The 26,163-nt window shown below is 71.9% G+C and carries 23 protein-coding genes; 10 read left to right on the top strand and 13 right to left on the bottom strand.

The features are described 5' to 3' along the window. Positions 1–233: 233 nt before the first annotated feature. The gene (locus LXM90_RS25110) at positions 234–575 is read left to right on the top strand and encodes an Hpt domain-containing protein (RefSeq protein ID WP_020093006.1); all 342 of its coding nucleotides are present in this window, start codon (positions 234–236) and stop codon (positions 573–575) included. Between the two features lie 21 nt (positions 576–596). On the opposite strand, the gene LXM90_RS25105 is transcribed toward LXM90_RS25110, so the two are convergent. From LXM90_RS25105 to LXM90_RS25075, 7 genes are all read right to left on the bottom strand, one after another. Next, positions 597–1,838: a sensor histidine kinase gene (locus tag LXM90_RS25105; RefSeq protein ID WP_020093007.1), complete on the bottom strand. Its 1,242-nt coding sequence runs from the start codon at positions 1,836–1,838 to the stop codon at positions 597–599. 260 nt (positions 1,839–2,098) lie between these two features. Further along, positions 2,099–3,730, bottom strand: coding sequence for an ABC1 kinase family protein (locus tag LXM90_RS25100; RefSeq protein ID WP_020093008.1), 1,632 nt, complete (start codon positions 3,728–3,730; stop codon positions 2,099–2,101). A gap of 154 nt (positions 3,731–3,884) precedes the next feature. Then, the gene (locus tag LXM90_RS25095) at positions 3,885–4,586 is read right to left on the bottom strand and encodes a molybdate ABC transporter substrate-binding protein (RefSeq protein WP_020093009.1); all 702 of its coding nucleotides are present in this window, start codon (positions 4,584–4,586) and stop codon (positions 3,885–3,887) included. A 64-nt stretch (positions 4,587–4,650) separates the two neighbouring features. Beyond that, on the bottom strand, positions 4,651–5,481 hold the full coding sequence (locus LXM90_RS25090) for an NAD-dependent epimerase/dehydratase family protein (RefSeq protein WP_020093010.1): 831 nt from the start codon (positions 5,479–5,481) through the stop codon (positions 4,651–4,653). A 45-nt stretch (positions 5,482–5,526) separates the two neighbouring features. Further along, a complete protein-coding gene (locus LXM90_RS25085) occupies positions 5,527–6,822 on the bottom strand; it encodes an MFS transporter (protein ID WP_020093011.1) in 1,296 nt (431 codons plus the stop codon). A gap of 161 nt (positions 6,823–6,983) precedes the next feature. Next, a complete protein-coding gene (locus LXM90_RS25080) occupies positions 6,984–8,039 on the bottom strand; it encodes a lactonase family protein (protein ID WP_234081191.1) in 1,056 nt (351 codons plus the stop codon). A gap of 177 nt (positions 8,040–8,216) precedes the next feature. After that, positions 8,217–9,524 carry an alpha-hydroxy acid oxidase gene (locus tag LXM90_RS25075; RefSeq protein ID WP_020093013.1) on the bottom strand — a complete coding sequence of 436 codons (1,308 nt, stop codon included), beginning with the start codon at positions 9,522–9,524 and terminating at the stop codon, positions 8,217–8,219. Between the two features lie 184 nt (positions 9,525–9,708). Here LXM90_RS25075 and LXM90_RS25070 point away from each other — a divergent pair, with 184 nt between their 5' ends. The 3 genes from LXM90_RS25070 to LXM90_RS25060 all read left to right on the top strand — a co-directional run bounded on the left by LXM90_RS25070 (position 9,709) and on the right by LXM90_RS25060 (position 12,316). After that, the gene (locus LXM90_RS25070; protein WP_020093014.1) at positions 9,709–10,758 is read left to right on the top strand and encodes a LacI family DNA-binding transcriptional regulator; all 1,050 of its coding nucleotides are present in this window, start codon (positions 9,709–9,711) and stop codon (positions 10,756–10,758) included. A gap of 85 nt (positions 10,759–10,843) precedes the next feature. Next, positions 10,844–11,515 (top strand): aspartate/glutamate racemase family protein, encoded by a 672-nt coding sequence (locus tag LXM90_RS25065; protein WP_020093015.1) that lies wholly within the window; start codon positions 10,844–10,846, stop codon positions 11,513–11,515. A gap of 3 nt (positions 11,516–11,518) precedes the next feature. After that, positions 11,519–12,316, top strand: coding sequence for a hydroxypyruvate isomerase family protein (locus LXM90_RS25060; protein WP_020093016.1), 798 nt, complete (start codon positions 11,519–11,521; stop codon positions 12,314–12,316). Positions 12,317–12,326: 10 nt separating this feature from the next. Here LXM90_RS25060 and LXM90_RS25055 read toward each other — a convergent pair whose 3' ends face one another. From LXM90_RS25055 to LXM90_RS25045, 3 genes are all read right to left on the bottom strand, one after another. Beyond that, positions 12,327–14,330: a TonB-dependent siderophore receptor gene (locus LXM90_RS25055; RefSeq protein ID WP_103985223.1), complete on the bottom strand. Its 2,004-nt coding sequence runs from the start codon at positions 14,328–14,330 to the stop codon at positions 12,327–12,329. A gap of 486 nt (positions 14,331–14,816) precedes the next feature. Then, positions 14,817–15,854: an NAD(P)-dependent oxidoreductase gene (locus LXM90_RS25050; RefSeq protein WP_234081188.1), complete on the bottom strand. Its 1,038-nt coding sequence runs from the start codon at positions 15,852–15,854 to the stop codon at positions 14,817–14,819. A 5-nt stretch (positions 15,855–15,859) separates the two neighbouring features. Next, complete coding sequence (locus LXM90_RS25045; RefSeq protein WP_020093019.1) at positions 15,860–17,065, bottom strand: amino acid aminotransferase; 1,206 nt, start codon at positions 17,063–17,065, stop codon at positions 15,860–15,862. 238 nt (positions 17,066–17,303) lie between these two features. Here LXM90_RS25045 and LXM90_RS25040 point away from each other — a divergent pair, with 238 nt between their 5' ends. From LXM90_RS25040 to LXM90_RS25030, 3 genes are all read left to right on the top strand, one after another. Next, positions 17,304–18,437 (top strand): branched-chain amino acid ABC transporter substrate-binding protein, encoded by a 1,134-nt coding sequence (locus LXM90_RS25040; protein WP_020093020.1) that lies wholly within the window; start codon positions 17,304–17,306, stop codon positions 18,435–18,437. A 211-nt stretch (positions 18,438–18,648) separates the two neighbouring features. Then, on the top strand, positions 18,649–18,924 hold the full coding sequence (gene infA, locus LXM90_RS25035; RefSeq protein ID WP_012320343.1) for a translation initiation factor IF-1: 276 nt from the start codon (positions 18,649–18,651) through the stop codon (positions 18,922–18,924). Then, positions 18,921–19,889, top strand: a complete 969-nt coding sequence (locus tag LXM90_RS25030) for a DMT family transporter (protein ID WP_020093022.1) — start codon at positions 18,921–18,923, stop codon at positions 19,887–19,889. The genes infA and LXM90_RS25030 overlap by 4 nt, the downstream gene beginning before the upstream one ends. On the opposite strand, the gene LXM90_RS25025 is transcribed toward LXM90_RS25030, so the two are convergent. Then, positions 19,859–20,161, bottom strand: a complete 303-nt coding sequence (locus tag LXM90_RS25025; protein ID WP_012320341.1) for a hypothetical protein — start codon at positions 20,159–20,161, stop codon at positions 19,859–19,861. The genes LXM90_RS25030 and LXM90_RS25025 overlap by 31 nt on opposite strands. 170 nt (positions 20,162–20,331) lie before the next feature. Here LXM90_RS25025 and LXM90_RS25020 point away from each other — a divergent pair, with 170 nt between their 5' ends. Together LXM90_RS25020 and LXM90_RS25015 are read left to right on the top strand one after the other, a co-directional pair. Beyond that, entirely contained in the window at positions 20,332–20,937 is a 606-nt protein-coding gene (locus LXM90_RS25020) for a sulfite oxidase-like oxidoreductase (protein WP_020093023.1), read from the top strand. A gap of 28 nt (positions 20,938–20,965) precedes the next feature. Then, complete coding sequence (locus tag LXM90_RS25015) at positions 20,966–21,709, top strand: FAD-binding oxidoreductase (RefSeq protein WP_234081186.1); 744 nt, start codon at positions 20,966–20,968, stop codon at positions 21,707–21,709. Between the two features lie 172 nt (positions 21,710–21,881). On the opposite strand, the gene LXM90_RS25010 is transcribed toward LXM90_RS25015, so the two are convergent. Beyond that, entirely contained in the window at positions 21,882–22,979 is a 1,098-nt protein-coding gene (locus LXM90_RS25010; protein WP_042671759.1) for a calcium:proton antiporter, read from the bottom strand. Positions 22,980–23,282: 303 nt separating this feature from the next. Here LXM90_RS25010 and LXM90_RS25005 point away from each other — a divergent pair, with 303 nt between their 5' ends. Then, entirely contained in the window at positions 23,283–25,034 is a 1,752-nt protein-coding gene (locus LXM90_RS25005; RefSeq protein WP_020093026.1) for a DEAD/DEAH box helicase, read from the top strand. A 51-nt stretch (positions 25,035–25,085) separates the two neighbouring features. On the opposite strand, the gene LXM90_RS25000 is transcribed toward LXM90_RS25005, so the two are convergent. Further along, the gene (locus tag LXM90_RS25000) at positions 25,086–26,015 is read right to left on the bottom strand and encodes a hypothetical protein (RefSeq protein ID WP_020093027.1); all 930 of its coding nucleotides are present in this window, start codon (positions 26,013–26,015) and stop codon (positions 25,086–25,088) included. Positions 26,016–26,163: the final 148 nt, after the last annotated feature.

Below are 26,163 nucleotides of genomic sequence, written 5' to 3'. Positions count from 1 at the left end.
AGGCTAGGAGAGCCCGAACTGATTCGCAACGACCATCGCGAAGCTTCGGCCAGTCGCGACGGCCGATCCATGCACCCGGGTCAACCCTGCGGAGCCTGGGGAACGGTCACGCTTCGTTGAAAAGCTGACGCAACGCGGTGTAAACACTTCGCTGCAAACTGGGCCGTTGGGCGGCGCCTCGGTTGCGCGCCTCTCTCGGATCGCTGTCGCGGATCCGTACTTGGAGACCGACGGTGTCGCACTCCCTGGTGAACCGGGACGCGCTCGAGGAACTGACGGCCGTGATCGGCACGGAAAAGCTCGTCCGCATCCTCGATCGGTTCGTCGTCAGCCTGACCACCGCCTTCGAGGGACCGGATCGCGCGAACGACGATTACGGCCGCGAGGCGCACACACTGGTCTCGATGTCCGGCATGCTGGGCTGCGCCGAGCTGTCCCGGGCCTGCCGCGGCCTCGAGGAATCGGCCCTGTCGGGCGACGATCTGACCCGTTCGCTGGTCGACCTGAGGACCCTGCGCGACCGGACCGTCGCGGCCCTGCGGGACCTGCAGGCGGAGACCCGGCTGAGCGCCTAGGGCCGCGCGGCCGCGTCGGGATCAGGCGACCATCACCGCGTCGAGGGGCGCCTCGAAGGTCAGCACCGCCCCCTCGCGCGGGTAGCTCATGCGGGCGGTCCCGCCGAAGCTGTGGGCGAGGCTGCGGGCGATGAGCCGTGTGCCGAACCCCGTGCGGGTCGGTGGCGTGACCGGCGGTCCGCCGCTCTCCTCCCAGCGGAACCGGAGGGTCTGGCCGCCCTCTGCCTCGGCCACGTTCCACGTGATGCAGACCCAGCCGGCGGCCACCGACAGCGCGCCGTACTTGGCCGCGTTGGTTCCGAGCTCGTGCAGCATCAGCGCCAGGGTCATGCCGTGGCGCGGTCCGAGCGTCAGCTCGGGACCGGCGATGCGGAACCGGCCCGCGACGCCGTCCCCGTGGAGCGACACGGCGCCCTCGACCAGGCCACTCAGGGAGGCCCGGGTGAAGGAGCCCTGGAGCAGCACGTCGTGCGCCTTCGCGAGCGCCAGGAGCCGCGCGGCCAGGGCCTCGCCGGCTGCCTCCAGCGACGGCGCGTTGCGCATGGTCTGCGTCGCGACGGCCTGAACCATGGCCATGGTGTTCTTCATCCGGTGGGCGAGTTCCTGCATCAACAGCGTCTGGCGCGCCTCGGACAGCTTCTGGTCGGTGATGTCGCGCGACACCGCCAGGATCCGCTCGGGCCGGTCCGGCGCCGCGCCGATCGGCGTGACGGCCACGTCCCACCAGCGGAGCGCGCCGCCGGATTCCGACTGGGCCTGGAACCGGCTCGGGCGGCCGATCCGGGCCCGATCGAGCGCCTCGGCCACCGCCTCCCGGTCCTCGGGGCGCGTCCAGGCGTCGATCCAGGGCCGGCCGATGGCGTCCGCCTCGTCCCCGGCGGCGGACAGGGCCGGACCGTCCTCGCTGGCGGTGATCAGGCGCCCGTCGCGGTCCAGCAGTTCCAGGTAATCGTTCGGGGCCTGCGGCAGGCCGATCGCGCGCGCGCGGCCGGAGGGGCGCGGCCTCGCCTCGAGCCCGAGTCCGGCCGGTTCGCGGGGCGACGGCCCGCGGGGCGCCTCGACCCGCTCGGCCGCCATGCGACCGGCCTCGACGCGGCTCGCCGTCTCGATGATTCGGCCGAGCCGCCGGCTCCGCTGCCGCTCCCAGTCGGCCTGGGCGGTCGCCTGGCTGAGCAGGCTGCGCAGGCGGATGTTCTCCGCCTCGAGCGTCTCGACGCGGCGCTCCGCCCCGTCGATCCGCGGCCGTACGATGTCCACTTCCATCGCCCGCCCCCCTCGTCATCCCGACGGGGCGCCCGTGCGCGGCGCGCCGTCGGAGCTCCCCGACCGCGCGGCGCGGCAACGGATGTCGATGGCAGGGCCGCACCGGCGGTTCAGACCGCTTCTGGTGCCGGTTCCCCGCCCGCAGCCGAGCGAATCGTTGGATGTCTCACGCTAGCATGGCGCGCAGGATTATCAAATCAGCTCGGTATTCGCCTGCGGGTGAAAACTTATGTTGGAGCCCTGTGCGGGTGCGAAGACGGTTACTTGTTTCGCATCAGCAGCACGAGCCAGCCGATCCCGAGGATAAAAATTATCAATCCGATCGAGACGAAGACGGGCGTGCCGAGATCGATGAGGCGGGGTGCGAGCTGCGTGGCGAAGGCCGCCACCACCAGGGCCACGGCGACCCGCGCGGCCGCGCGCTCGATGCCGCGGGTGACCTTGTCGAGGCCCTTCACCTCGATCTCGACAGTGACGCGGCCCTGCTTCAGCCGCACCAGCATCAGGTGGATCAGGGTCGGCAGCTCCGAGGCGGCGCCGTAGAGGCCGACGCCCAGGGCCTCGGCCTTCTGCTTGAGGGCGGAGAGCGAGAACTGCGTCTGCATGCTCGCCCGGACCGTGGGGCCCGCGGCGGCGAACAGGTCGAAATTCGGGTCGAGGTGGCGCATGACGCCGTCGGCGGTGACCAGCCCCTTGAACAGGATGGCCAGGTCGGTCGGCATCGCGAGGTCGTTCTCGCGGGCCATGTTCATGAAGTCGGTCAGCACCAGCCCGAGGTTCAGCGGGATCGACGAGTGGCTCTCCACGAAGGACTGGGCCGAGACCTGGAGGCGGGTGAGGTCCGGGTTGCTGGTGCCGGTCCAGTCGAGGAGCACGGCCATGAGGCCGTCGGCGTCCTGCTTGAGCATGGCGCCAATCAGCACGAGCAGCTGCGAGCGCCGCCGCTGCGACAGCCGCCCGATGATCCCGAAATCGATGAAGCCGATCTTGTTGCCGGGCAGGGCCAGCATGTTGCCGGGATGCGGGTCGGCGTGGAACACGCCCTCGATCAGCGCCATCTGCAGGAACGCGTCGGTTCCCTTCTGGGCGAGCAGCTTCTTGTCGATACCCGCCGCGCGGAGGGCCGCCTCGTCGTTGGGCGGGATGCCGTGGATGAAGTCCTGCACCAGCACCCGCTCGGAGCAGTACTCCCAGTGGATCTTCGGGAAGACGATGTCGTCGCGGTCCTCGAAGATCTGGGCCAGCAGCTCGCAGTTGCGCGCCTCGTTGAGCAGGTCGAGCTCGCCGTTGAGACCCTCCGCGAGGTGGCGCATCTGCTCCCGCGGCTGGTAGCGGGCCATGTCGGGCCACTCGTTCTCGACGATGCGGGCACCGTGCGCCATGAGGCGCAGATCCGCCTCGATGATCTTGCGCAGATTCGGCCGCAGCACCTTGACGATGACGTCCTCGCCCGAGTGCAGTCGCGCCCGGTAGACCTGTGCGATCGACGCCGAGGCGATCGGGTTGGTGTCGAACTCGGCGAACACCTCCATGGGCGAGGCGCCGAGATCGAGCTCGAGCTGCGGGCCGATCTGCTCCCACGTCACCGGCACGACCTGGCTGTGGAGCTTCTGCAGCTCCTCGGTCCAGGCCGGCGACAGGAGGTCCGGCCGGCTCGCCAGCACCTGCCCGAACTTGATGAAGGTCGGCCCGAGCGCCTCGATCGCCCGGCGCAGCCGCTCCGGCTCGGACAGGCGCGTGACGTCGACCCGGGGCTGCCGGCGCGGCAGGAGCGGCAGGTAGCGCAGGCCGAGCCGGTCCACGACGCGGGTGACGCCGAAGCCGATGAGGATCGTCGCGATCTCCGACAGCCGCTGGCGGTCGCGGGCGGCAACGAAGGCTGTCTTCAGCATGAATGGAGCGATCCGGTCGGACGGGATTGGGCGTCCGGACAGCACGAGCATAAGGACTTTTTTGCGGTCGCGAACCCCGGTCCCACCCCGCCGCTTCAACTTAAGCGGCGCAGAGCGGGGCCGGAATGCGCGCGGTCGGGGGCGTCGGCCGCCGTCAGTAGGCCGGCTCCAGCCCGCTGGTCCGATAGGCCTCGGCCGCCTGCGGCGTCGTCAGCCCGGCGAGGAATCGGGCCGCGCCGTCCCGGTCCGTCGCGCCGCGCAGGATCGCCGCCGCGAAGGTCGTCATCTCCTGCACCGGGTCGGGGAGGGGGCCGACCACCTCGATGCCGGGCACGACCATCAGCTCGCTGATCTGCTGGACGGCGATGTCGGCCTCCCCGGAGACCAGCTTCTCGGCCGTGAAGCCCTGCGGGATGATCGTCGCCCGGGCGTTCACCGCGTCGGCAAGGCCGAGCCGCGGCAGCAGGCCGGCGAAGTAGATCCCGCTGGCGCCGGTCCGCGAGTAGGCCACCGACCGCGCCTCCACCAGGGTGCGCTTCAGCGCCTCGACGGTCGCGATGTCCGGATGCGGAGCCCCGGCCTTGACGGCGATGCCGTAGCGCGAGCGCACCACGTCGACCCGGCTCTCGGGCTCGACGCGGTCCTCGGCGACGAGCCGATCCATGGCATCCGACAGGACGAGCACCGCGTCGGCGGTCTCGCCCTCGGCGAGGGTCTTCATGATGACCGTGGTCGGCGCCCAGTGGATCGCCGTCCGGCCCCCCGCGGCCTCGAAGGCCGGGACGACGTGGGCGTCGAAGGCGCCGCGCACCACCAGGGCGCATTTGAGGCGTGTCTCGGGTCGCTCGTTCGGCATCGTGTGTCCAGTCTCTCGTCTCGGGAGGAGCGGTCGGGCGGCCGCGCGCCGAAGAAGCGGTCCGTCACCGCGGCGGCGCGGCGCGGGAATAGTCGATCGCCGTGAAGCCGCCGCCCTGGTAGCGCTCCACCACCGGGTTGCCGCTGGTCTTCCCCTCCAGCGCCGCCGCGTGGGAATCGGCGCTGTCCTGCGGCGTCCAGCCGATGACGGCGCGCCCGTCCTTCCGCCACCAGGTCATGCGGCTGTTGTTCGAGGCGCCCCAGATCACCACCGAGCCCGTCGGGCCGAGGTCCGGGGCCAGGGTGGCGCGGGTGATCAGCCGGGTCAGGTCGGCGTAGGACAGCCACGTGGCCAGCATCCGCGCGTCGGTCGGCTCCGGGAAGCACGAGCCGATCCGCAGGAAGACGCTCTCGACCCCGTGCTTGTCGCGGTAGAGGCCGCCCATCAGCTCGCCGTAGGCCTTGGACAGGCCGTAATAGCCGTCGGGCGCGAGGCCGCAATCGTCGTCCAGCACCTCGGACCGCGGGTGGAAGCCGATCGCGTGGTTCGACGAGGCGAAGATCATCCGGGCGCCCTCGCGCCGGGCCGCCTCGTAGGCGTGGTAGAGGCCGCGAATGTTCGGGCCGATCACGGTCTCGAACGGGTGCTCCACCGAGATCCCCCCGAAATGGAGGATCGTGCCGCAGCCCTCTGCCAGCCGGAGGATCGCCGGCCCGTCCTCCAGGTCGGCGACCTGGAACCGCGCCCCCTCCGGCAACGGGTCGGGGAAGGGGACGCGGTCCGTGAGCCGGAGCGTCCAGCCCTGCGCGCCGAGCGCGCGGGTCAGGACGCGCCCGAGGGCGCCGGAGGCTCCGGTCAGGAGGACGGGTTTGGGCGGGACGGTCTCGGGGCTCATGGGACGCTGCTCCAGATTCCGGCGGACTTGATCGGACAGCCTCGGTCAGACGGCCTTGGCCGCGGTGAGGGGGCCGGCTTCCGCCGGGTTGCGCGGCCGCCGCACGAAGATCGCCATCGCGACGACGCCGGCCGCCGCGATCAGGGCGGCGATCACGAAGGCGCTGGCGTAGCCCCCGAGATACTGCACGGCCAGTCCCGTGGCAGTCGGCCCGATGATGCCCGAGATGTTGCTCAGGAGGTGGATGAAGCCGCTGACGCCGCCGACCCGGGCCTCGGGCACCAGCTCGTGGATCGTCGCCCAGCAGGATTGCACCGAGCTGGTCAGCATCAGCACGGCGAGCGCGATCAGCGAGACCGCCATGGCGGTGCTGGTCGCGGCGTTGACCATGATCAGGGCCACCCCCGCGATGGCGAGCGGCACGATCGTGGTGATCTTCCGCGCGGCGAGCTTGTCGCCCATGCGCGTGTAGACGAAGTCCGCCACCACGCCCCCGCCGACATAGCCGACGAAGCCGCAGGCCCAGGGGATCGACGCCACGAGCGCCATCTCCTTCACCGGCATGTGCAGCGCGTCGGTGAGATAGCTCGGGAGCCACGAGAGGAAGATGTAGAGGGTGTAATTCACCGCGAACATGCCGAGCCCGAGCGACAGGGTGCTCGGCAGGAACAGGTACTCCTTCAGCGAGCGGGCATGGTCGGAGGGCGCGAGGTGCGTGACCGCCCGGCTGCGCTCCACGAGGGCGATCTCCTCCGGATGGACCCGCGGGTTGTCCTGCGGCCGGTCGGTCATCAGCATCCGCCACGCCACGACCCACAGCAGGCCGACGGCGCCGATGGCCACGAACGCCACGCGCCAGCCGTACTGGATCGCCAGCAGGCCGACGACCGGCGCCGCGATGGCGCTGCCCACCGTCTGGCCCGAGAAGGTGAAGCCGATGGTCCGAGCGGTCTCCTCGCGGGGGAACCACGTGGTGATGGTGCGGTTCGTGGTGGAGTTCATCGGCCCCTCGGCGAAGCCGAACAGGGCGCGGACGATGAACATCTGGGCGAAGCCGGTCACCGCCCCTGTGAGCATGCACAGGACCGACCAGGAGGCCGCCGCCCAGCTGTAGACGCTGCGCGGCCCGTAGCGGTCGGCGAGCTGCCCGCCCACGAAGGCGAACAGCGCGTAGCCGAAGAAGAACGTGCTGAAGATCACCCCCAGCTCCGAGGGCGACAGGTTCAGGTCCTGCTTGACGAAGGGCGCGGCGACGCCGAGCGCGGCTCGGTCCATGTAGTTGATGATACCGGCGATGAACAGCAGGAACGCGATCAGGAACCTGTAACGCTTGGCGAACATGGGCATCCTCCAGAATATTTATGATTTTCTTTTCTTGTTTGCTTGGTGCGGCCCGGCGGTCAGAGGTCACGGCTCGACCGCCGCCGGTTCCGCCTCTCTTGCCCCTTCGAGGGGCATGGTCGGGCCCGCGCGCGGCGCGGGCCTGAACGCGTCGGCGCCTCCTACAGGAACGCGATCGTGCAGGGACTGAGGCTCGGGCGCGAACCGGTCCGAGTGAGGTCTCCGCTCTCGGGATCGATGGCGAAGGCGACGAGGCAGTCGCCCTGCTCGTTGGCGACGAGCAGGTGGCCTCCGTCCGGTGCCAGGACCATGAAGCGCGGGTCGCGGCCGCCGGAGGACGTCCAGCCCGCGGGTTCGAGGCGCCCGGCCGGGTCCGCCCGGAACCGCGCGATCCCGTCCTGTCCGCGGTTCGACGCGTAGACGAATCGTCCGTCGGGCGTGACCGCGATGGCCGCGGCGGTGCTCGCGCCGAAGAAGTCCGGCGGCAGGGTCGAGACGAGGTGCAGGGGCGTCAGCGCTCCGGCGTCCGCGTCCCACCGGCAGGTGGCGACGCTCGAGTCGAGCTCGTTGACCAGGAAGGCGAGCGGCTCATGCGGGTGGAACGCGATGTGGCGCGGGCCGGCGCCGGGACGCATGGCGGTTTCCGAGACGATGGCGAGCCGCTCACCCGCGAGCTTCAGGACGAAGACGCGGTCGAGGCCCTTGTCGGGGACGATGACGTGGCGACCGTCGGGTGACAGGACCACGTGGTGCGGGTGGGCGCAGGCCTGCTCGGTTCGGTGCGGGCCCGGCTCGCCCGGGAGCGGCAGCACTTGGCACGCGGGCTCCAGGCCGCCATCGGCGCGCACCGGCATGAGGGCGACCGATCCGCTGGCGTAGTTGGCCACGATCAGGAACCGACCCCCGGGGTCGAGGGCCTGGTGCACGCTGTTGGTGCCGCCGGTGGCGGCGCTGCCGAGGCCACGCAGGGTGCCGTCGGGCTCCAGCGCGAAGGCGCTCGCTGCCTCGCCGTCGCCCTGGACCGTGTAGAGGATCGCGCGCGCCGGGTCGGTCACCAGGAAGGACGGGTTCGTCAGGTTCTCGACCCGGCCGAGATGCGTCCAGTCGCCGAGGTCGCGACCGGTCCGGTAGATGTCGATGCCCCGGCCGCGCGCCCGGCGCCGCTCGGTGGTGAAGCAGCCCACGAAGGCGAGGCCGCGGGGGGCGGGGTCGGTCATGCGGAGCATCCGGATCGGGGACGGGGCTGCGGGGACAGCCGGCGGGATCGACGGTGCAGGGATGCCGGGCGCCCGGGCGCGGCGGCCCCGGCGCCCCGGGCGGCTGTCCCGCTGCCGCTCGCCGGCGCGCCGCGCGTGTCCGGGAAGCCGATCACGGTCGATCCTCCCGCCATCGGCTCAGGCCCGCCGCGGGGTGCGGCGCAGGAAGTCGGGATTGAGTTCGGACAGGCGATTCACCCCGATCAGCGCCATGTCGCGGTTGAGTTCCTCCTTGAGGATCCGCATCGCGTGCTCGACCCCCGCGGCGCCCCCGAGCGCCGCGGCGAACATGAAGGGCCGGCCGAGCAGGACGAAGTCGGCGCCCAGCGCCAGCGCCTTCATCACGTCGGTGCCCCGGCGGATGCCGCTGTCGACGATGATCTTCAGCCCGCCCTTCCGGGCGGCGATCTCCGGCAGCACGTCGAGGGGGGCGACGGCGTAGTCGAGCTGGCGGCCGCCGTGGGTCGACAGGATCACGCCGTCGGCGCCGCACTCCCGCGCGATGTCGACGTCCTCGGGCGCCAGCAGGCCCTTCACCAGCAGGTTGCCGGACCACCGCTTGCGGATCGCCTCCAGGTTCTTCCACGAGAGCTGGTCGCGGGCGATGGTGTTGCGCACCGCGCCCTGGGACATCATCGGCGGCCCGCGCTCGGCCTCGGTGTTCTCGAAGTGCGGGGCCCCGTGCTTGAGGAAGGTCCGGGCGACGGTTCCGAGCAGCCAGCGCGGGTGGGTGGCGCTCTGCCACGCCACCTTCGGCGTGACCTTGATCGGCATGGAGAAGCCGCTGCGAATGTTGTGCTCGCGGTTGCCGAGGGTCGGCGTGTCGGCGGTCACCACGAAGGTCCGGTAGCCGGTGGCTTCGACCCGGTCGAGGAGGCGGTCGATCCGGTTCTGGTCGCCCGGCAGGTAGCCCTGGAACCAGGCCTGCGGGTTCTGGGCGTGGACGTCCTCCAGCCTGATCAGCGAGGACGCGCTCAGGCACATCGGCAGGTTCATCCGCCGGGCCGCCTCGGCGAGCACGAGGTCGCCCCGGTAGGCGATGAAGGCGGCCCCGCCCAGCGGCCCGATCCCGAACGGCGCCGCGTAGGTCTGGCCGAACAGCGTGGTGGCGGTGTCCCGCGCCGAGGTGTCCCGCATCAGGCGGGGGACCAGGGCGTAGTCGGCGTAGGCGCCGCGGCTCTGCGCCAGGGCCGAGCCGGTCTCGACCCCGCCGGCCACGTACTGGAAGATCATCGGCGGCAGGAGCTTGCGGGCGTGCCGCTCGAAATCGTCGAGGGCCAGCAGGTCGCGGAACCGGTAGGGCGTGACCGCGTCGCTGCGCTTCAGGCTGGTGATGATGGCCTGCGGGGCCGCGATGCCCGGCGCCGCGGCGTCCGCGCCGCCGACGGTCGGCGCGGCGCGCTCTGGGGCTCCCAGTCCGGAGGCCGGCCGGTCGAGCGTCGCCATCGGATCCTCCTGTGGGCCGCCCGATCGAGCAGCCTCTTGAAAGCGCTTTCAGATAGCCAGCGGTCGGGTGGGGTGTCAATATACTGCCGGTTCGGCCCGCTTCTGCTGGCCGGGCATCGCCGCGTCGCGTATCCGGGGCCGACGCGCTGCCCCGCGGGGCCGTTCGGGAGGAGGATCGATCTCAGTGCTGGACCTGCCGGAGGAGATCCTCGAGCCGCCGACGCGCAGCCCGGTTGCCCGGGACGTCGCCCGCCGCGCCGGCGTCTCGACTGCGACGGTGTCCCGGGTGCTGAACGGCTCCGCCGGCGTCCGGGCCGACAAGCGCGCGGCGGTGATGCGGGCCGCGCAGGATCTCGGCTTCGTCGCCAACGGGGCGGCCCGGGCGCTCTCGACGCGCCGCTTCATGGCCGTCGGCGCCGTCGTGCCGAACATCGAGAACGAGGCCTTCGTGCGCGTCCTGTCGAGCTTCCAGGACCGGCTGCGGCAGGCGGGCTACACCCTGGTGGCGGCCAATGCCGGCTACGACCTGGAGGACGAGCTCCGCGAGGCGACCTTCCTGCTGGAGCGCGGCGTCGACGGACTGATGCTGGTCGGCGACATCCACCACCCGGACCTCCACGCCCGGATCGCCCGCGCCGGCATCCCGATGGTGCAGACCTTCAGTCTGTCCCGCGAGCGCCCCTGCGTGGGCTTCGACAACGCTGCCTCGGCGGCCCGGGCGGCCAACTACCTGATGGATCTCGGCCATCGCCGGATCGGGGTGATCTCGGGCCTGCGCAAGGACAACGACCGCGGCGGCGCCCGGGTGACGGGCATCGCGGCGGCGCTCGCGGCCCGCGGCCTGCGGCTCGCCCCGGAGCACGACATCGAGATCTCCTACGGGATCGGCGGCGGCCGCGACGGGTTCCGCCAGATGCTGGCCGGCGGCCCGCCCCCGACCGCGATCATCTGCGGCACCGACCAGATCGCCTTCGGGGCGATGATCGAGGCGCGGGCAAGGGGGCTCTCCATTCCCGGCGACCTGTCGGTGATCGGCCACAACGATTCCGACTTCGCGCCCTTCCTCGACCCGGCGCTGACGACGATCCGCATCCACTCCGCCGAGATCGGCCACGCCGCCGGCGACCACCTGATCGCCCGGATCCAGGGGCGGCCGATGGTCCGTCTCACCGAGATCGACGCCGAGCTGATCCTGCGCGCCAGCACGGCTCCGCCGCGGCGTGCCGACGCCTGACCTGCGCTATCTTGCCACCCAGTTGAAATCGCTTACAACATGCGGACCGGCCCCGTCCGGCTCCGTAGACTCTCCGGAACACAGCATGGCTCCCCGCATCGTCCTCCTGCACGCGACGCCGGTCGCCATGGCGCCGATCCAGGCCGCCTTCGCCGAGCGCTGGCCGGAGGCCGAGACCGTCAACCTGCTCGACGACGGCCTGTCCCTCGATCGGGCGAGGGAGCCGGGCGCGATCTCGGAGACGATGATCGAGCGCTTCGTGCGGTTCGGCCGCTACGGCCACGACATGGGCGCCGACGGCATCCTGATCACCTGCTCGGCCTTCGGTCCGGCCATCGACCGGCTGATCGAGACCGTACCGGTCCCGGTGCTCAAGCCCAACGAGGCGATGTTCCGCGCGGCGATCGCGCAGGGCGCGCGCATCGGCATGCTGGCGACCTTCGGGCCCTCGGTCGGCACGATGACGGACGAGTTCGAGGAGTTCGTCGCCGAGTCCGGGCGCCCGGCGAGTCTGCGGACGGTCCTGGTGGACGACGCGATGGCGCGGCTGCGCGCCGGCGACGCCGAGACCCACAACCGGCTGATCGCCGAGCGGGCGCCGGACCTGCGCGACTGCGACGCGATCATGCTCGCGCATTTCTCCACCTCGCGCGCGGCCGAGGCCGTGCGGAAGGCCGTCGACGTCCCGGTTCTGACCGCGCCCCACGCGGCGGTGGACCGGATGCGGGCGATGATCGAGACCGGCGGGAGCGCCTGACCCATGAAGCTCGGTGCCTACAAGGATCGTCTCAGCGGCCATTGCGGCTTCCTGTTCACGGAGCTGCCGCTGGCCGAGCGCTTCGCGGCCGCGGCCCGTGCCGGGTTCCGCGCGGTCGAGCATCCCAACCTGTTCGCGACGCCGGCCCGGGAGGTCGCGGGCTGGCTGGAGCGGGCGGGCGTGCCGCTGGTCCAGACCGGCTTCCCGGCGGGGGACGCCGCCAAGGGCGAGAAGGGCTTCGCGGCGCTGCCCGACCGGATCGATTACTTCCGCTCCACGATCGAGCCGACCCTGGACTACGTCGCGCAGCTCGGCTGCCGGATGGTCCACCCGATGGCGGGCGTCCGGCCCGCGGGAGTCGAGCGGGCGCGGCTCTGGGACACCTATCTCGACAACCTCGCCTTCGCAGCCGACGCCGCCGGCGCGCGCGGCATGACGGTGATCGTCGAGCCGATCGGTCCCGGTTCGATCACCGACTACGCGATCGACGACCCGCTGCTGGCGGTCGAGGCGATCCGGGCGATCGGCCGCGACAACGTCAAGCTGCTGTTCGACGCCTATCACTGCGTGTGCCTCGGCCATGACCCGGCGGCGCTGATCCGCGCGCACGCGCCGCTCATCGCCCATGTCCAGATCGCCGACGATCCCGGGCGGCACGAGCCGGGGACCGGCACGATCGCCTTCGACCCGATCTTCGCCGCCCTGGAGGAGGTCGGCTATTCCGGCTTCGTCGGCTGCGAGTACCATCCCGCGGCCGGCACCGAGGCAGGGCTCGGCTGGATGCGGGCGGCAGCGGCGTAGCGCCGGGGCCTCAGAACCGGGCGGCGACGCCGCCGATGATCGTGCGGGGCTGCCCCGGCGTCGCGTAGCGGTTCTGGAACGCGCGGTCGTAGAACGTCGCGTCGAACACGTTGTCGACGTTGAGGTAGATCCGCACGCCCGGCGCGATCTGGTAGTACGAGATCAGGTTGACCAGCGTGTATTGCGGCAGGTTGAAGGTCGCGAGCGCCGTCCCCGCGGCGCGCCGGCCGACGAAGTCGAGGCCGCCGCCCAGGCCGAGCCCCTTCAGGTCGCCGCTCTGGAACTCGTAGACGGTCTGGAACGCGAGGCTGTTGGCGGGCACGTTGGCGATGCGCGTGCCGACCGGCAGGGTGTTGTCGCGGGCGACGGCCGCGTCGACGCGCGTGTAGGTCCCGATCACGCGCCAGCCCGGGGCCAGGTAGCCGGCGGCGGTCAGGTCGAAGCCGCGGCTGCGCACCGTGCCGGTGGCCACGCTGAAGTTCGGGTCGACCGGATCGGTGCTCAGGACGTTGGAGCGCCGGATCTCGAACAGGGCGGCGGTGGCGTCGAGGCGCCCGTCGAGCAGGCTGACCTTCGCGCCGGCCTCGTAGCCCTCACCCTCCTCGAACGCGAAGGGCCGGCCGCTGCGATCCGTGCCGATATTGGGCCGGAACGAGCGCGCGTAGTTGCCGTAGAGCGCGACCGTGTCGGTCAGGTCGTAGAGCAGGCCGAAGCGCGGCGTCGCAACCAGACCCTGGAGGCTGGTGGTGCTCTTCGTGAGGTTGTTCGTCGAGACCAGCCCGAGGTCCTCGACCCGGACACCCAGGAGGGCGTGGAGGCGGGGCGTGAGGTCGATCTGGTCCTGCACGTAGCCGGCGTAGCTCTCGGTCTTCTGCAGGAAGTTCGTGACCTGCGCGGTGATCGGCGGCAGCGGCTGGCCGTAGCGCGGCGCCAGCAGGTCGAGGAGGAACGGGTTCGTCGCCACGTTCGAGCGGTTGAACACCTCCCGGTAGCGGTAGCTGTCGTATTCCAGCCCGAGCAGGAGCGTGTGGCGGAACGGGCCGGTCTCGAACTTGCCCGCGAGATTCGCCTGCAGGTCGAGGTCGGACCACGTCAGGTCCCGCCATTCCAGGGTCCGCCGCTGGGTCCGGCCATCCGGCAGCAGGCCGATGGCGCCGACCCCGTAGCCCGACAGGTTCCCGCCGAGAACCTGGGCACCGACGTTCAGCACCCAGTCCTGGTCGAACCGGTGCTCGACGCGCAGCTGGCCGAGGGCGTTGTCGACATGGGCCGGCGGCAGGCCCGGCTCGCCGATGAAGCGGCTGCGCGGCAGGGCGCGCACGTTGCCCCCCAGCGGGACGATGCCGCGGTCGAAGGTCTGCGCCGTGCTGACGAAGTCGCCCTCCAGGGTGACGGTCGTGTCCGTCGTCGGCTTCCAGGCGATGACCGGGGCGAGGGCGTAGCGGTCGCTGGTGACGAAGTCCCGGAAGCTGCCGTTGTCCTCGACAGCGCCGGTGACGCGGGCCAGCACCTGCCCGCTCTCATCGAGGGCGCCGGTGGCGTCGAAGGTGCTCCGCTTGGCGCCGAAGCTGCCGTACTGCGTGCCGACCGTGAGGGAGCGCGCCGCCAGCGGCTGCTTGGTCACAATGTTGAAGGTGCCGCCGGGATCGCCGCGACCGTACAGGAAGGCCGAGGGGCCCTTGAGGACCTCGATGCGCTCGATGGAGACGATGTCGGGGCTGTTGGGGTAGCCGCGGTTGATCGGGAACCCGTTGCGGTAATACTCGCCGGTCGCCACGCCGCGGATCGTGAACTCGGTCAGGCCGAGACCGCCGAAATTGTTGCCGCGGCCGACGCCCGCGAGGTCGAGGGCGCTGTCGATCCGCGTCGCCGCCGCGTCCTCCAGCACCTCCTGCGGCACCGCCACGATGGTCTGCGGCACCTCGCGGACGGGCGTGTCGGTCCGCGTGGCGCTCACTGCCCGCGTGGCCCGGTAACCGTCGACGCGGGACGTCCCGTCGCCGGTCCCCGCCACCGACAGCTCCTCCAGCTGGACTTCCTGGGAACTGTCAATGGCAAGTTGAGCCCAGCCTGGAGACGGGAGCAATACCGGAGCGAGGAAGAGGGAGATTCTGGCTGCGCGCCCGGAAACGGCGCGCGAAGACCGCGTGCAAGACCTTGCACAGTTACGCCGTACCACGATGTCGACCATTCTGTTTCGAGTGGCGCCAGATACGGTGCGGAAACATTCACGGTCAAGCTTGATCGCCGGCGGAGCCTCCAGACTAGATTTTGAATAACTACAATCTGATCGGGATCGACGGTGCGCCCGCACGAAGCGCGCGAAGACGCCGTCGTCGCCGGTTCGAGCGGTGAGGGAAGGGGAGGGTCGCTCCGGCGCACGGGCTCTCAACACGCCGGGTCGCGGGGCATCTGCACAGACGACGCCTCTCGCGTCGTCCGAGCGATCGTGACCGGTTCGCGCGCCGCCCAGAAAGGGCGGAGCGGGACCTGTTCCCGCTCAGGCGCCGCCGAGCAGCCGCGCCCGGCGCTCGAGGACCGTGGGCCAGACCTCGGGATTGACGAGCCGCGGCGGCGTCTCGCCCCGGAGCAGGCCGACGATCTGCTCGGCCCCCCAGGCGGCCACGTTGCGCCGCGCCTCGTGGGTGACGCCGGCGGTGTGGTAGGTCGCCACCACGGTGTCGAGCTGCAGCAGGGCCGCGTCGAGGCACGGCGGTTCCGGCGACCAGACATCGAGGCCCGCGCCGGCGAGATGGCCGGCGGTGAGCGCGGCGGCGAGCGCCGCCTCGTCGTGGACCCGGCCCCGGGCGGTGGTGATGAACAGCGCCCCCGGCTTCATCGCCGCGAAGGACGCGGCGTCGAAGCTGCCCCGGGTGGTGTCGTCGAGGGGGCAGTGAAGGGACACGATGTCGGACTCGGCGAGCAGCCGCGCCCGGTCCACCGGCTCCGCGCCGCGGGCCCGGATCTCCGCGTCCGGGAGGAGGGGATCGTGGGCGAGGACCCGCATGTCGAAGCCGCGGGCCAGCTTGGCGACCTCCCGGCCGGTATGACCGATCCCGATGAGGCCCAGGGTCGCGCCGCCGATCTCGTGGCCCATCAGCGATTCGCGGGTGAAGCCGCGCGCGGTCCGGAGCAGGCGGTCGGAGACGCAGATCTTGCGCGAGACGGCGAGCATCAGGCCGATCGCCAGTTCCGCCACCGAGCGGGCATTGCCGCCCACTTGGTTCACCACCGCGACGCCGGCCCGGGTGCAGGCGGCGGCGTCCACCGTGTCGAAGCCCGCCCCGGCCGACGAGACCGCGATCAGATTCGGGCATTCGGCGAGCAGCGCGTCGGTCACGTGCCAGCGGCGCGGCAGCTCGTCCCGCGCCGGCGATACGTGGAGGACGTGGGCCCGCGCCAGCAGCGCCGCGAGCGCGTCCTCCGGTCCCTGCAGGTCGCCGACCTGCAGGTCGATGTCGGGCTCGGCCCCCAGGCGCGCGTCGAAGACCGGATTGATCCAGACGTTGAATCGGCAGACGCGCTTGGTGGCCGACACCCGGTTCAGCCCTTCACCACCGCGTCGATCGCGTCGATGACGTGGTCGATGTTGTGGGTGTTGACGGCGGCGACGCAGATCCGGCCCGTCTCCAGGGCGTAGACCTCGTGGTCCTCGCGCAGGCGGGTGGCCTCGGCGGGGCTCAGGCCCGTGTAGGAGAACATGCCCTTCTGCGCCTTGATGGCGTCGAAGCCGCGCTCCGGGTGACGCTGCTGCAGGCTGTCGGCCATCCGCTCGCGCATGGCGCGGATCCGGTCGCGCATCTCGCCGAGTTCCCGCTCCCAGTCGGCGCGCAGCTCCGGGTCGGTGAGCACGATCTCGACGATCGCCGCGCCGTGGGTGTGCGGGTTCGAGTAGCTCGCCCGCACCAGCCGCTTGGCGAAGGCCTCGACCTTGGCCTTCGCGGCCGGGTTCTCGGCCACGATGGTGAGCGCGCCGACGCGCTCGCCGTAGAGCGAGAACGACTTCGAGAACGAGGAGGCGACCAGGAATTCCTGGCCCGACTCGGCGAACAGGCGCACCGGCTCGGCGTCGGCGTCGAGGCCGTTGCCGAAGCCCTGGTAGGCGATGTCGAGGAACGGGATCAGGCCGCGCTCGGCCATCAGGGGCACGAGGTCCCGCCACTCGTCGAGGCCGAGATCGGCGCCGGTCGGGTTGTGGCAGCAGGCGTGCAGCACCACGATCGAGCCCTTCGGCAGATCCTGGAGATAGGCCTTCATGGCCGGGTAGTCGGCGCCGCCGGTCTCGGCCGAGAAGTAGGGATAGTCGACCACGGTGAAGCCGGCCTGGCTGAACAGCGCCTTGTGGTTCTCCCAGCTCGGGTTGCTCACCGCCACGGTGGCGTTCGGGTAGAGCTTGGCGAGCAGGTCGGCGCCGGTCTTCAGCGCGCCGGTGCCGCCGATGCTCTGGAGCGTCGCGGCCCGGTTCTGGGACAGGATCGGCGCGCCCTTGCCGAACAGGAGTTCCTGGACCGCGTCGCGGAACGGCTTGGTGCCCTCGATCGGCCGGTAGGTCTTCGGCAGGCCCTTCTCGATCCAGCGCTTCTCGGCGGTCTGCACGGCGCGCAGGCGCGGCACCTTGCCGTCCGCGTCCGTGTACACGCCGACCACGAGGTTGAGCTTCTTGGGGCTCGGGTCGGCGTTGAAGGCCTCGAACAGGCGCATGATCGGGTCGAGCGGCGCGTCCTGGATGCCGGCGAACAGCGAGGTCATGATCGTCAATCGTCCCAGAGGGTCTCGGCCGGCGACGCGCGGAGGGGCGCCGGCACGCCCGGCGACGGGCCGGGCCGACGCCCTTATTCCGCACATCGCGCTCGCCCGCCAGCGCTTCCGCGCGCATCAGCGTCCCGATCCGCTCAACGATCTGCGCGACGCTGCGCCCGACGATAGTCCGGGCGATCCGGGAGCGGCGCCCTTCCGGTCGGGGCGGAGACGGTCCTAGAGTGCCGCCATGATCCGTCGCCTCCTCCCGTTCCTCGCCCTTCTCCTCGCGGCCGCCCCGGCCGTCGCGCAGGCACCGGTGCGGATCGGCCTGTCGGCGCCGCTGACCGGTCCGGATTCCGCCTTCGGCCAGGGGCTCCGGCAGGGCGCCGAGCAGGCGGTGGCCGATCTCAACCGCGCCGCGGGCGGCCGCTCGCGCTGGGTCCTCGTCCCGGCCGACGACGGCGGCGAGGCCCGGCAGGCCGTCGCCGTCGCGAAGAAGTTCGCCGCCGACGGGGTGCGCCTCGTCGTCGGACCGCTTGAATCCGGGGCGGTCGCGGCCGCGGCGCCCGTCTACGAGGAGGCGGGCGCAGTCATGGTCGCGCCGGGGGCGTCCTACGGGCCGCTGACCGGCCGGGGTCTGTGGAACCTGTTCCGCCTCGGACCGAGCGACGCCCAGCAGGGTCGGGCGGCCGGGGCCTACCTGGCGAAGGCCTTCGCGGGACGCCGGGTCGGGATCCTCAGCGACCGCTCGACCTTCGGCCGCGGCCTCGCCGACGCGGTGGCGGCGCGGCTGAAGGAGGCCGGCACGCCGGAGGTGCTGTTCGACGGCTTCCCCCGGGGCACCCGCGACCTCGCGGACCTCGTCGCGCGGCTGAAGGCGGCGCGCCCCGACGCGGTGTATTTCGGCGGCCTCGCGCCCGAGGCCGCGACCCTGCTCCGCGCCATGCGCGAGGCCGGCCTCGGCGCGACGCTGGTGGCGAGCGACGGCATCCTCGACCCCGCCTTCGCCGCGGTCGACGGGGACGGGGAGGGGACGGTCATGACCCTGGTTCCCGATCCGCCGCGCCTGCCCGAGATCCGCGGCGCTCGCCCGGTGCCGCGCTCGCCCGAGGCGGAGAGCGTCGCGGCCAACGCCTACGCGGCCGTGGAGCTCCTGGCGCAGGCGACCGAGCGCACCCGCGCCGCCGACCCGAGGACCGGCCGCATCGCGGACGGCCACAAGGTGGCCGAGGCCGTGCGGACGGGGCCGTCCCGGACGCTGCTCGGATCGGTGGCCTTCGACGCGCGGGGCGACCGCGCCGGAGCACCGATCGCCCTGCGGATCTGGCGCCGGACGCCGGACGGTCGCCTCGACTATGCCGGCAACGACGCCGAGCCCTGAGAGCCGGCAAATCGTGTCGATGACGGAACGTGTTCGGTGTCCGTGACTTGCGGCCGGTTCCCGCGGGGACTACATGCGGGCGGTGCTGCTGAGCTGGCGCGGGCGGTCCACCGGATCGGATCCGCGCCCTGCGGCGTTTCCCGAGCTCGATGACAGCCGAACACGCATTGCCGGAACGCCTGCTGCCGGACGGTCCGACTGGAGAAGGTGCATGGCGAAAGAAGAATTGATGCAGTTCGATGGTCTCGTGATCGAGATCCTGCCGGATGCGCGCTACCGCGTGCAGCTCGACCAGGGCCACGAGATCGTGGCCTACACGGCCGGCAAGATGAAGAAGAACCGCATCAAGACGCTGGCGGGCGACCGGGTGACGGTCGAGATGTCGCCCTACGACCTTGAGAAGGGCCGCCTCGTGTTCCGCCACAAGGACGAGCGCTCGTCCGGACCCCGCCCGCCGGTGCGCGGCGGTCAGTTCCGCCGCCGTTGACGACCGGGCGCGCGCGCCGGGCTTCCCCGGCCGCGCCCGCCTACCTGCTCTTGACCGTCACGGCGCTGCTCTGGGCCGGCAACGCCGTCACCAGCCGCTGGGCGCCCGGTCACGTGTCGCCCCAGGTCATCACGACGCTCCGATGGGCGGTCGCCTGCCTGGTGCTCATGCCCTTCGCCGCGCGCCGGCTCGCCGCCGCGTGGCCGCTCCTGCGGCCGCACTGGCTGCGCATCCTGCTGATGGGCGGCCTCGGCTACACGGCCTTCAACTGCCTGTTCTACGCGGCCGGTGTGCATACCGGCGCGATCAACCTCGCCCTGTTCCAGGGGGCGATCCCCGTGCTGGTGATCGTCCTGAACCGGCTCGCCTACCGGGTGCCGGTCACGCCGGGGCAGGTCCTGGGCGTGGCGCTGACCCTGGTCGGCGCCGGCCTCGCCGCCACGCACGGCGACCTGTCGGTGCTCACGACCCTCGCGTTCAACCGCGGCGACGTGCTCGTCTTCGGCGCCTGCCTGCTTTACGCGGGCTACACGATCTTCCTGCCGACGCGCCCGAAGGTGCCGGCCCTGGTGTTCTTCGCCGCGATGGCGGTCGCGGCCTTCGTCACCTCGCTGCCGCCGCTCGCCGTCGAGTGGGCGACGGGCCACGCCGTCTGGCCCAACCGCGAGGGCTGGCTGATGGTCGCCTTCGTGGGCCTCGGGCCGTCGCTGCTGGCGCAGCTCTTCTTCATGCGCGGCGTCGAGATCATCGGCCCGAACCGCGCCGGCCTGTTCGTCAACCTCGTGCCGATCTTCGGCGCGATCCTCGCCGTCCTGCTGGTCGGCGAGCCGTTCGGCGCGACGGAAGGGGTCGCCCTGGCCCTGGTGCTGGCCGGGATCGCCTGCGCCGAGCGCCTGAAACCGGCGCCCGCCGCAGAGGCGACTCCGGAAGCCGCCTACTCGCAGACGCGGACGCGGCGGATGTAGACGTCGCCGTAGGCATCGTAGGTCCGGCGGCGCTCGAAGTGGCAGACCGGGCCGTAATCCTCCTCGACGTAGACCGGCGGCGGGGCGCGGTAGACCGGGCGGCCCGGGTAGTAGCCGTTGTTGGCCGACGCGATGGCGCCGCCGACGGCCAGGCCGCCGAGCACGCCGAGGGCGGCCGCGCCGCCGGCGCCGATGCCGTCGCGGGCCTGGGCGGCCGGCGCGAGCGTGGCGAGGCTCCCGACGACAAGGCTCGTCGCGAGAAGGTACTTCATGACATCCCCCTGAAAGCAGGCGATTCGTGCCGATCGATCGGCACAGAGCTGCTAGCACACCCGAGCTTTGGGGCGTTTGTTCGGCCGCACGTGCCGGCTTGACGTGAGGTGCTCCGCCGCACCAAACCCGGGGGCGAGCCGGAGGGCGAGCGAGAGGAGCGGCGACCGTCATGGTGACACGGGGCTTCGTCGGACGCAGGCAGCCGCCCGAGACCGGCGCGCGCCTGCCGCCGGGTCAATATCTCACCGACGATTTCCCGATCCTCCAGATCGGCCCCAACCCGACCGTCGACATGGCGACGTGGCGGTTCACGCTGCGCGAGGGATCCCGGCCGATCAAGGCGTGGAGCTGGGCGGAGTTCGAGGCGCTGCCCCGCACCACCTGGCGCGGCGACATCCACTGCGTCACCAAGTGGTCGAAGTTCGACACGACCTGGGAGGGCGTCAGCTTCGACGACATCCTGGCCGATGCCGGGATCACGGCACCGACCGGCTACCTCCTGGCGGAATCCCACGACGACTACACCACGAATGTCCCGGTGGCCGACCTCGTGGGCGGTCGCGCCCTGGTGGCGACGCGCTACGAGGGTCAGCCGATCCATCCGGATCACGGCGGCCCGGCGCGGCTGTTCGTGCCGCACCTCTATTTCTGGAAGAGCGCCAAGTGGGTGAAGGGCCTGCGGTTCACTCAGACCGACACGGCCGGTTTCTGGGAATTGCGCGGCTACCACATGTACGGGGATCCCTGGCGTGAGCAGCGCTACATCGGTGACTGAGGCGGTTCCTGAGGTGGTGACTGACGCGGTGACGGACACAGTGACTGACCCGGCGTTCGAGCCCATCGTCTTCCGCTGGCACGAGGCGGAGATCACCGCGATCGCGCCGGTGACGCCGCACGTGAAGAGCGTCCGGCTGCGCTGCGGCCTCGCCGAGTCCTACCGGGCCGGGCAGCACGTCGATGTCCGGCTCACCGCCGAGGACGGCTACCAAGCGCAGCGGAGCTATTCCATCGCCTCGGCGCAGGACGGCAGCGGCACCCTGGAGCTGATGATCGAGGCCCTGCCGGACGGCGAGGTCTCGGGCTGGTTCTCGCACTGCGCCGAGGTCGGCGACCGGGTCGAGCTGCGCGGGCCGATCGGCGGCTCGTTCTCCTGGGACGGGTCCGACGGCGGGCCGCTGCTCCTGGGCGGCGGCGGGTCCGGCGTGGTGCCGCTCCTGGCGATGCTGCGGCGGCGGGCGCAGCACTGGCGGGCGATCCCGGCGGCGCTGATCTACTCGGCCCGCACCCGCGCGGAGGCGATCGCGGTCGCCGAGCTGGAGCGGCTCGCCGAGACGGATCCCAACTTCTCCCTGCATCTCGCCACCACGCGCGAGCCCGGCGGCAAGCGGATCGACGCGCACCTCGTCGCCGACGCGCTGGCGCGGATCGGGGCGCCCGGGAAGGTGTTCCTCTGCGGCTCGAACCGGTTCGTGGCCGCGGCCTCGGACCTGATCCTGGCGCAGGGCGTCGCGCCGGGCCTGATCCGCACCGAGCGCTTCGGCGCCTGAACGAGGCCTGGCGCTTTCCGGTCGAGGATCTCGGCTCTGTCGTCGTTGCGAGCGAAGCGAAGCAATCCAGAGTGCGCCACATTCTCCAACGTCGCGCCGCCCCGGGTCGCTTCGCTGCGCTCGCGATGACGGAGCGGGTTGCGCCGACCGAAGCGTTCCGCCGGAAGCCGAATCAGGGGCTGAAGATCAGCACGAGGTAGACGAAGAACAGCACGAGGTGCACCGCGCCCTCCAGCACGGTGGTGCGCGAGCCCGAGAAGGTCTGGGCGCTGAGGATCAGCGTCACGGCCAGCAGGGTCATCTCGGTCGGCTTGAGGCCGAGCACCACGGTCTGGCCGGTGAGCAGCCCGATGGTCAGGATCGCCGGCACGGTGAGGCCGACCGTGGAGGTGGCCGCCCCCAGGCACAGGTTGATCGCCCGCTGGAGCTCGTTGCGGGCCACCGCCTTGAGCGCCGAGATCCCCTCCGGCGTGAACACGATGGCGGCGATCAGCACGCCGCCCAGCGCCGTCGGCGCGCCGAGCGCCGCGATGCCGTGGTCGAGGATCACCGCGAGGCTCTTGGCCAGGATCACGATCGGCAGGACGTTGGCGAGCAGCAGGCCGACATGCTTGGCGACGCTGCCGCCCGAGACCGGATCCGCGCCGTGCGGCGGCTCCGTCGCCTCGGGGATCTCCGCGTCGATGAAGAACTCGCTGTGGCGCCCGGTCTGGATGAGCAGGAACACGCCGTAGAGGGCGAGGGTGAACACCGAGAACGTGACCGCCTGAAGCGTCGTCAGGGTCCCGTCGCTGGTGGAACTGGTGAAGTTCGGGATGATCAGCGCGATCGTGGTGAGCGGGATGATCACCGCCATGAAGGCCGAGGCACCCTGGAGGTTGTACCGCTGCTGGTGGTGGCGCAGGCCGCCGACCAGGAGGCCCAGCCCGACGACGCCGTTCAGCACGATCATCAGCACCGCGAACATCGTGTCGCGACCGAGGGTCGGCGCGTCCTTGGCCGACAGCATCACGGCGGAGATCAGCGCCACCTCGATGATGACGATCGCCAGCGTCAGGACCAGCGTCCCGAGGGGCTCGCCGAGGCGGTGTGCCAGTTCTTCGGCCTCGTGCACCACGCCGAAGGCGGCCCAGACGATCACGGCGAGCAGCCACGCGAACAGGCCCCCCGCGAACAGCGGCTGAGACAGGTCCCCGAGCCAGTCCTTGCCGAACCACGTGAAGGCGAGAACCGTCGCCCAGGCTACCGCCACCCGCAGGGCTGCCATCATGATGAACGTGTACTCCGCTCGGTTCGCGTCGGGCCTCGACGTGCGCGATTCACGGGAGCCTTAGCAGGTCGTCGGACCAGTGTCGGCGTCGACGGCCGATCGGCCGCGGGTCCATTCGCGCGCCGATGAGGCGGGCCGGATCCCGGATCGAGCGCGCGCAACCGCCCCATGCTGCGACGGGAGTGGTCAGTCGGCCCGGTTGGCGTTACCTTCCCGGCACCCGAATAAAGTCCGGCGCCTGATTCCCCCGCCGCGCGATGGCGCGCTGCCGGGCGCGGCACGGCCGTTGAGAGTTCCCGAAGCTTGCCTTTCCCGACCCTGCCCGCCCCCCTCGCGCGGGCCCTGAGCGACCGCGGCTACGCCGACCCGACGCCGGTCCAGGCCGCCGTGCTGGAAGCCGCCGCCGGCTCCCGCGACCTCCTCGTCTCGGCCCAGACCGGGTCCGGCAAGACCGTGGCCTACGGCCTCGCCATGGCCAGCATGCTGATCGGGGAGGCCGAGCATCTGCCGCCCCCGGCGGCGCCCCTCGCCCTCGTGATCGCCCCGACCCGGGAACTTGCCCTGCAGGTCCAGCGGGAGCTGTCCTGGCTCTACGGCCCGGCCGGTGGCCGGGTTGCGGCCTGCGTCGGCGGCATGGATCCGCGCCGGGAGAGCCGGATGCTCGCGGACGGCACCCACATCGTGGTCGGGACGCCGGGCCGCCTGCGCGACCACCTCGAGCGCCGCAACCTCGACCCGACGGCGCTGCGCGCCGTGGTCCTCGACGAGGCGGACGAGATGCTCGATCTCGGCTTCCGCGAGGACATCGAGTTCATCCTCTCGGCGACGCCCGCGGAGCGGGCCACCTACCTGTTCTCCGCGACCCTGCCGAAGGCGATCGAGACGCTGGCCGAGCGCTACCAGCGCGGGGCCCTCCGGCTCGCGATCAAGGGCGAGACCAAGGGCCACGCCGACATCGCCTACCGCGCGGTGCGGATCATGCCGCGGGAGACCGAGCACGTGGTGCTCAACCTTCTGCGCGAGGCGGACGCCAAGACCGCGATCGTCTTCTGCAACACCCGCAACGCCGTCCGGCACCTCCAGGCCAGCCTGACCGAGCGGGGCTTCTCGGTGGTGGCGCTCTCGGGCGAGCTGGGGCAGGGCGAGCGCAACGCCGCGCTCCAGGCCCTGCGCGATGGCCGCGCCCGCGTCTGCGTCGCCACCGACGTGGCCGCCCGCGGCATCGACCTGCCGTCGCTCAGCCTCGTCATCCACGCGGATCTCCCGCACGACGCCGAGGTGCTCCAGCACCGCAGCGGCCGCACCGGCCGCGCCGGCCGCAAGGGCACCTCGGTGCTGCTGATCCCCAATTCCCGGCGGCGCCGGGCCGAGCAGATGTTCGCCATCGCCAAGGTGAGCCCCGAATGGTCGGGACCGCCCTCGGCCGACGAGATCCGCCGGCTCGACGGCGAGCGCATGCTCTCCGACCCGCTCTTCGCCGAGCCGCCGGCCGAGGAGGACGTCGCGCTGGCCGAGACGCTGCTCGCCGGCAAGAGCCCCGAGGAGCTCGCCGCGCTCCTGGCCCGCGTGTACCGCACCCGCCTGCCGGCCCCCGAGGAGGTCAGCGATCCGGGCGAGGGCCGCGCGCCCCGCGGCGAGCGTCCGCCCTACGACCCGATGGACCCGGAGCGGATCGCCGCCATGGGCCCGGCGGTCTGGTTCCGGCTGAACCTCGGCCGCCGCGACAACGCCGACCCGCGCCGGCTGCTGCCGATGCTGACCCGTCGGGGCGGGATCGGGCGCCAGGAGATCGGCGCCATCCGGATCTTCGACCGCGAGACCAAGTTCGAGGTGCGTGGCAACGCGGCGGCGCGCTTCGCCGAATCCTTCGCCCGCAACGGCTCGCCGGAGATCCAGGTCGAAGCGCTCGCGGGCGATGGGGCGCCGGCCGAGCGCCGGGGCCCGCCCGCCGGGCCGAAGGGATTCGCGAGCCCGCGGGCCGGCAAGCACCAGCGCAAGGCCGAGCGCACCGGGCCGAAGGGCGACAAGGCCGGGCGCCAGACGGGCCGGGCCTGAGCGCCGGCCCCGGCAGACGTCCGGCCCCGTGAGCGGGGCCGCCGCGGCGGATCAGAAGACGTTCTTGACGGCGTCACCGAGGGCGTCGACGCTCTCCTTCAGCTTCCGCCCGGCCGGCGCCAGGGACGGGAGCTTGATGCCGAGCACCTCGGTATCCTCAGCCTCGGCGGGCTCCGCCTGGGCAACGGTCGCGGTGGCGGCGCCCTTCGCCTTATCGGCGGTCCGCGTCGGCGCGGGCGTTTGGCGGGTCGCCGCCTTGGGCACGGGCTTCTCGGGGCGCTCGATCTTCTCGGCGCGCTCCGTCCTCTCCGATTTCCCGGAGCGCTCCGTCTTCTCGGCCCGCTCCTTCTTCTCGGGACGCTCGGCCTTCTCCGCGCGCTCGGTGCTCTCCGCCACCGGCTTCGGCGCGGCCGGCTCGACGAGCTCGCGGGCCCGGACCGTCTCGGAGGCGCGGGGCGTCTGAAGCGCGGCCGTGCGGCCCGGCGCCAGCGGCGCGACTTCCCGCGCGGCCGCGACCGGCGTGACGGGCGTCGGAACCGGGATGCGCTGCGTCGGCGCGACGGGGGCGGCGGCGACCTTCGCGGGCCGCGGGGCCGCCGGCCGCGGGGCGTCGGGCGCGGGCGGCGTCGGCGCGGGCGTGATCGCCGCGAACGCCTCCGGCAGCGACACCATCCTGAGCGCCGGTGTCTCCGGCTTGGCGGGCTGCGCCGGGGCGGCCGCCGCCTGGACGGAGCCCTTGATGGCGGGCAGCCCGTCCTTCAGCTCCGGCCAGTCCGCGGCCTGCCGGGACGCGATGATCTTCACGGGGGTCGGCGCCGCCAGGCCGGCCATCACCGTCGAGGCGGCGACGCCGAAGCCGACCAGCGCGCTCGCGCCGGCCACGCTGAACAGCACGACCTTGAGGTTCAGCGACGGCCCGGGCTTGGCCGACGGCGTCCGGTCAGGCCGGGTCTCGGACGGGTCGAGGTTGAGATCGATCATAGGCCGGGGTCTCTGACACGATACACGCCGCGCGCGACCGGGCTCCCCTTCACCGGCCGCCACACTCCGAGGATTCGAAGCTGGTTCGACTCTGGTGGCGATAGAGGAGCTGCAATACGGCGCAATGATGTCGGTCCGAATTGCCTGC

This window comes from Methylobacterium oryzae, assembly GCF_021398735.1.
In the GTDB taxonomy this organism is placed as follows: Bacteria; Pseudomonadota; Alphaproteobacteria; order Rhizobiales; family Beijerinckiaceae; genus Methylobacterium.
Note: the sequence above shows the minus strand (reverse complement) of the source record. Positions and strands in the feature narration are given on the sequence as shown.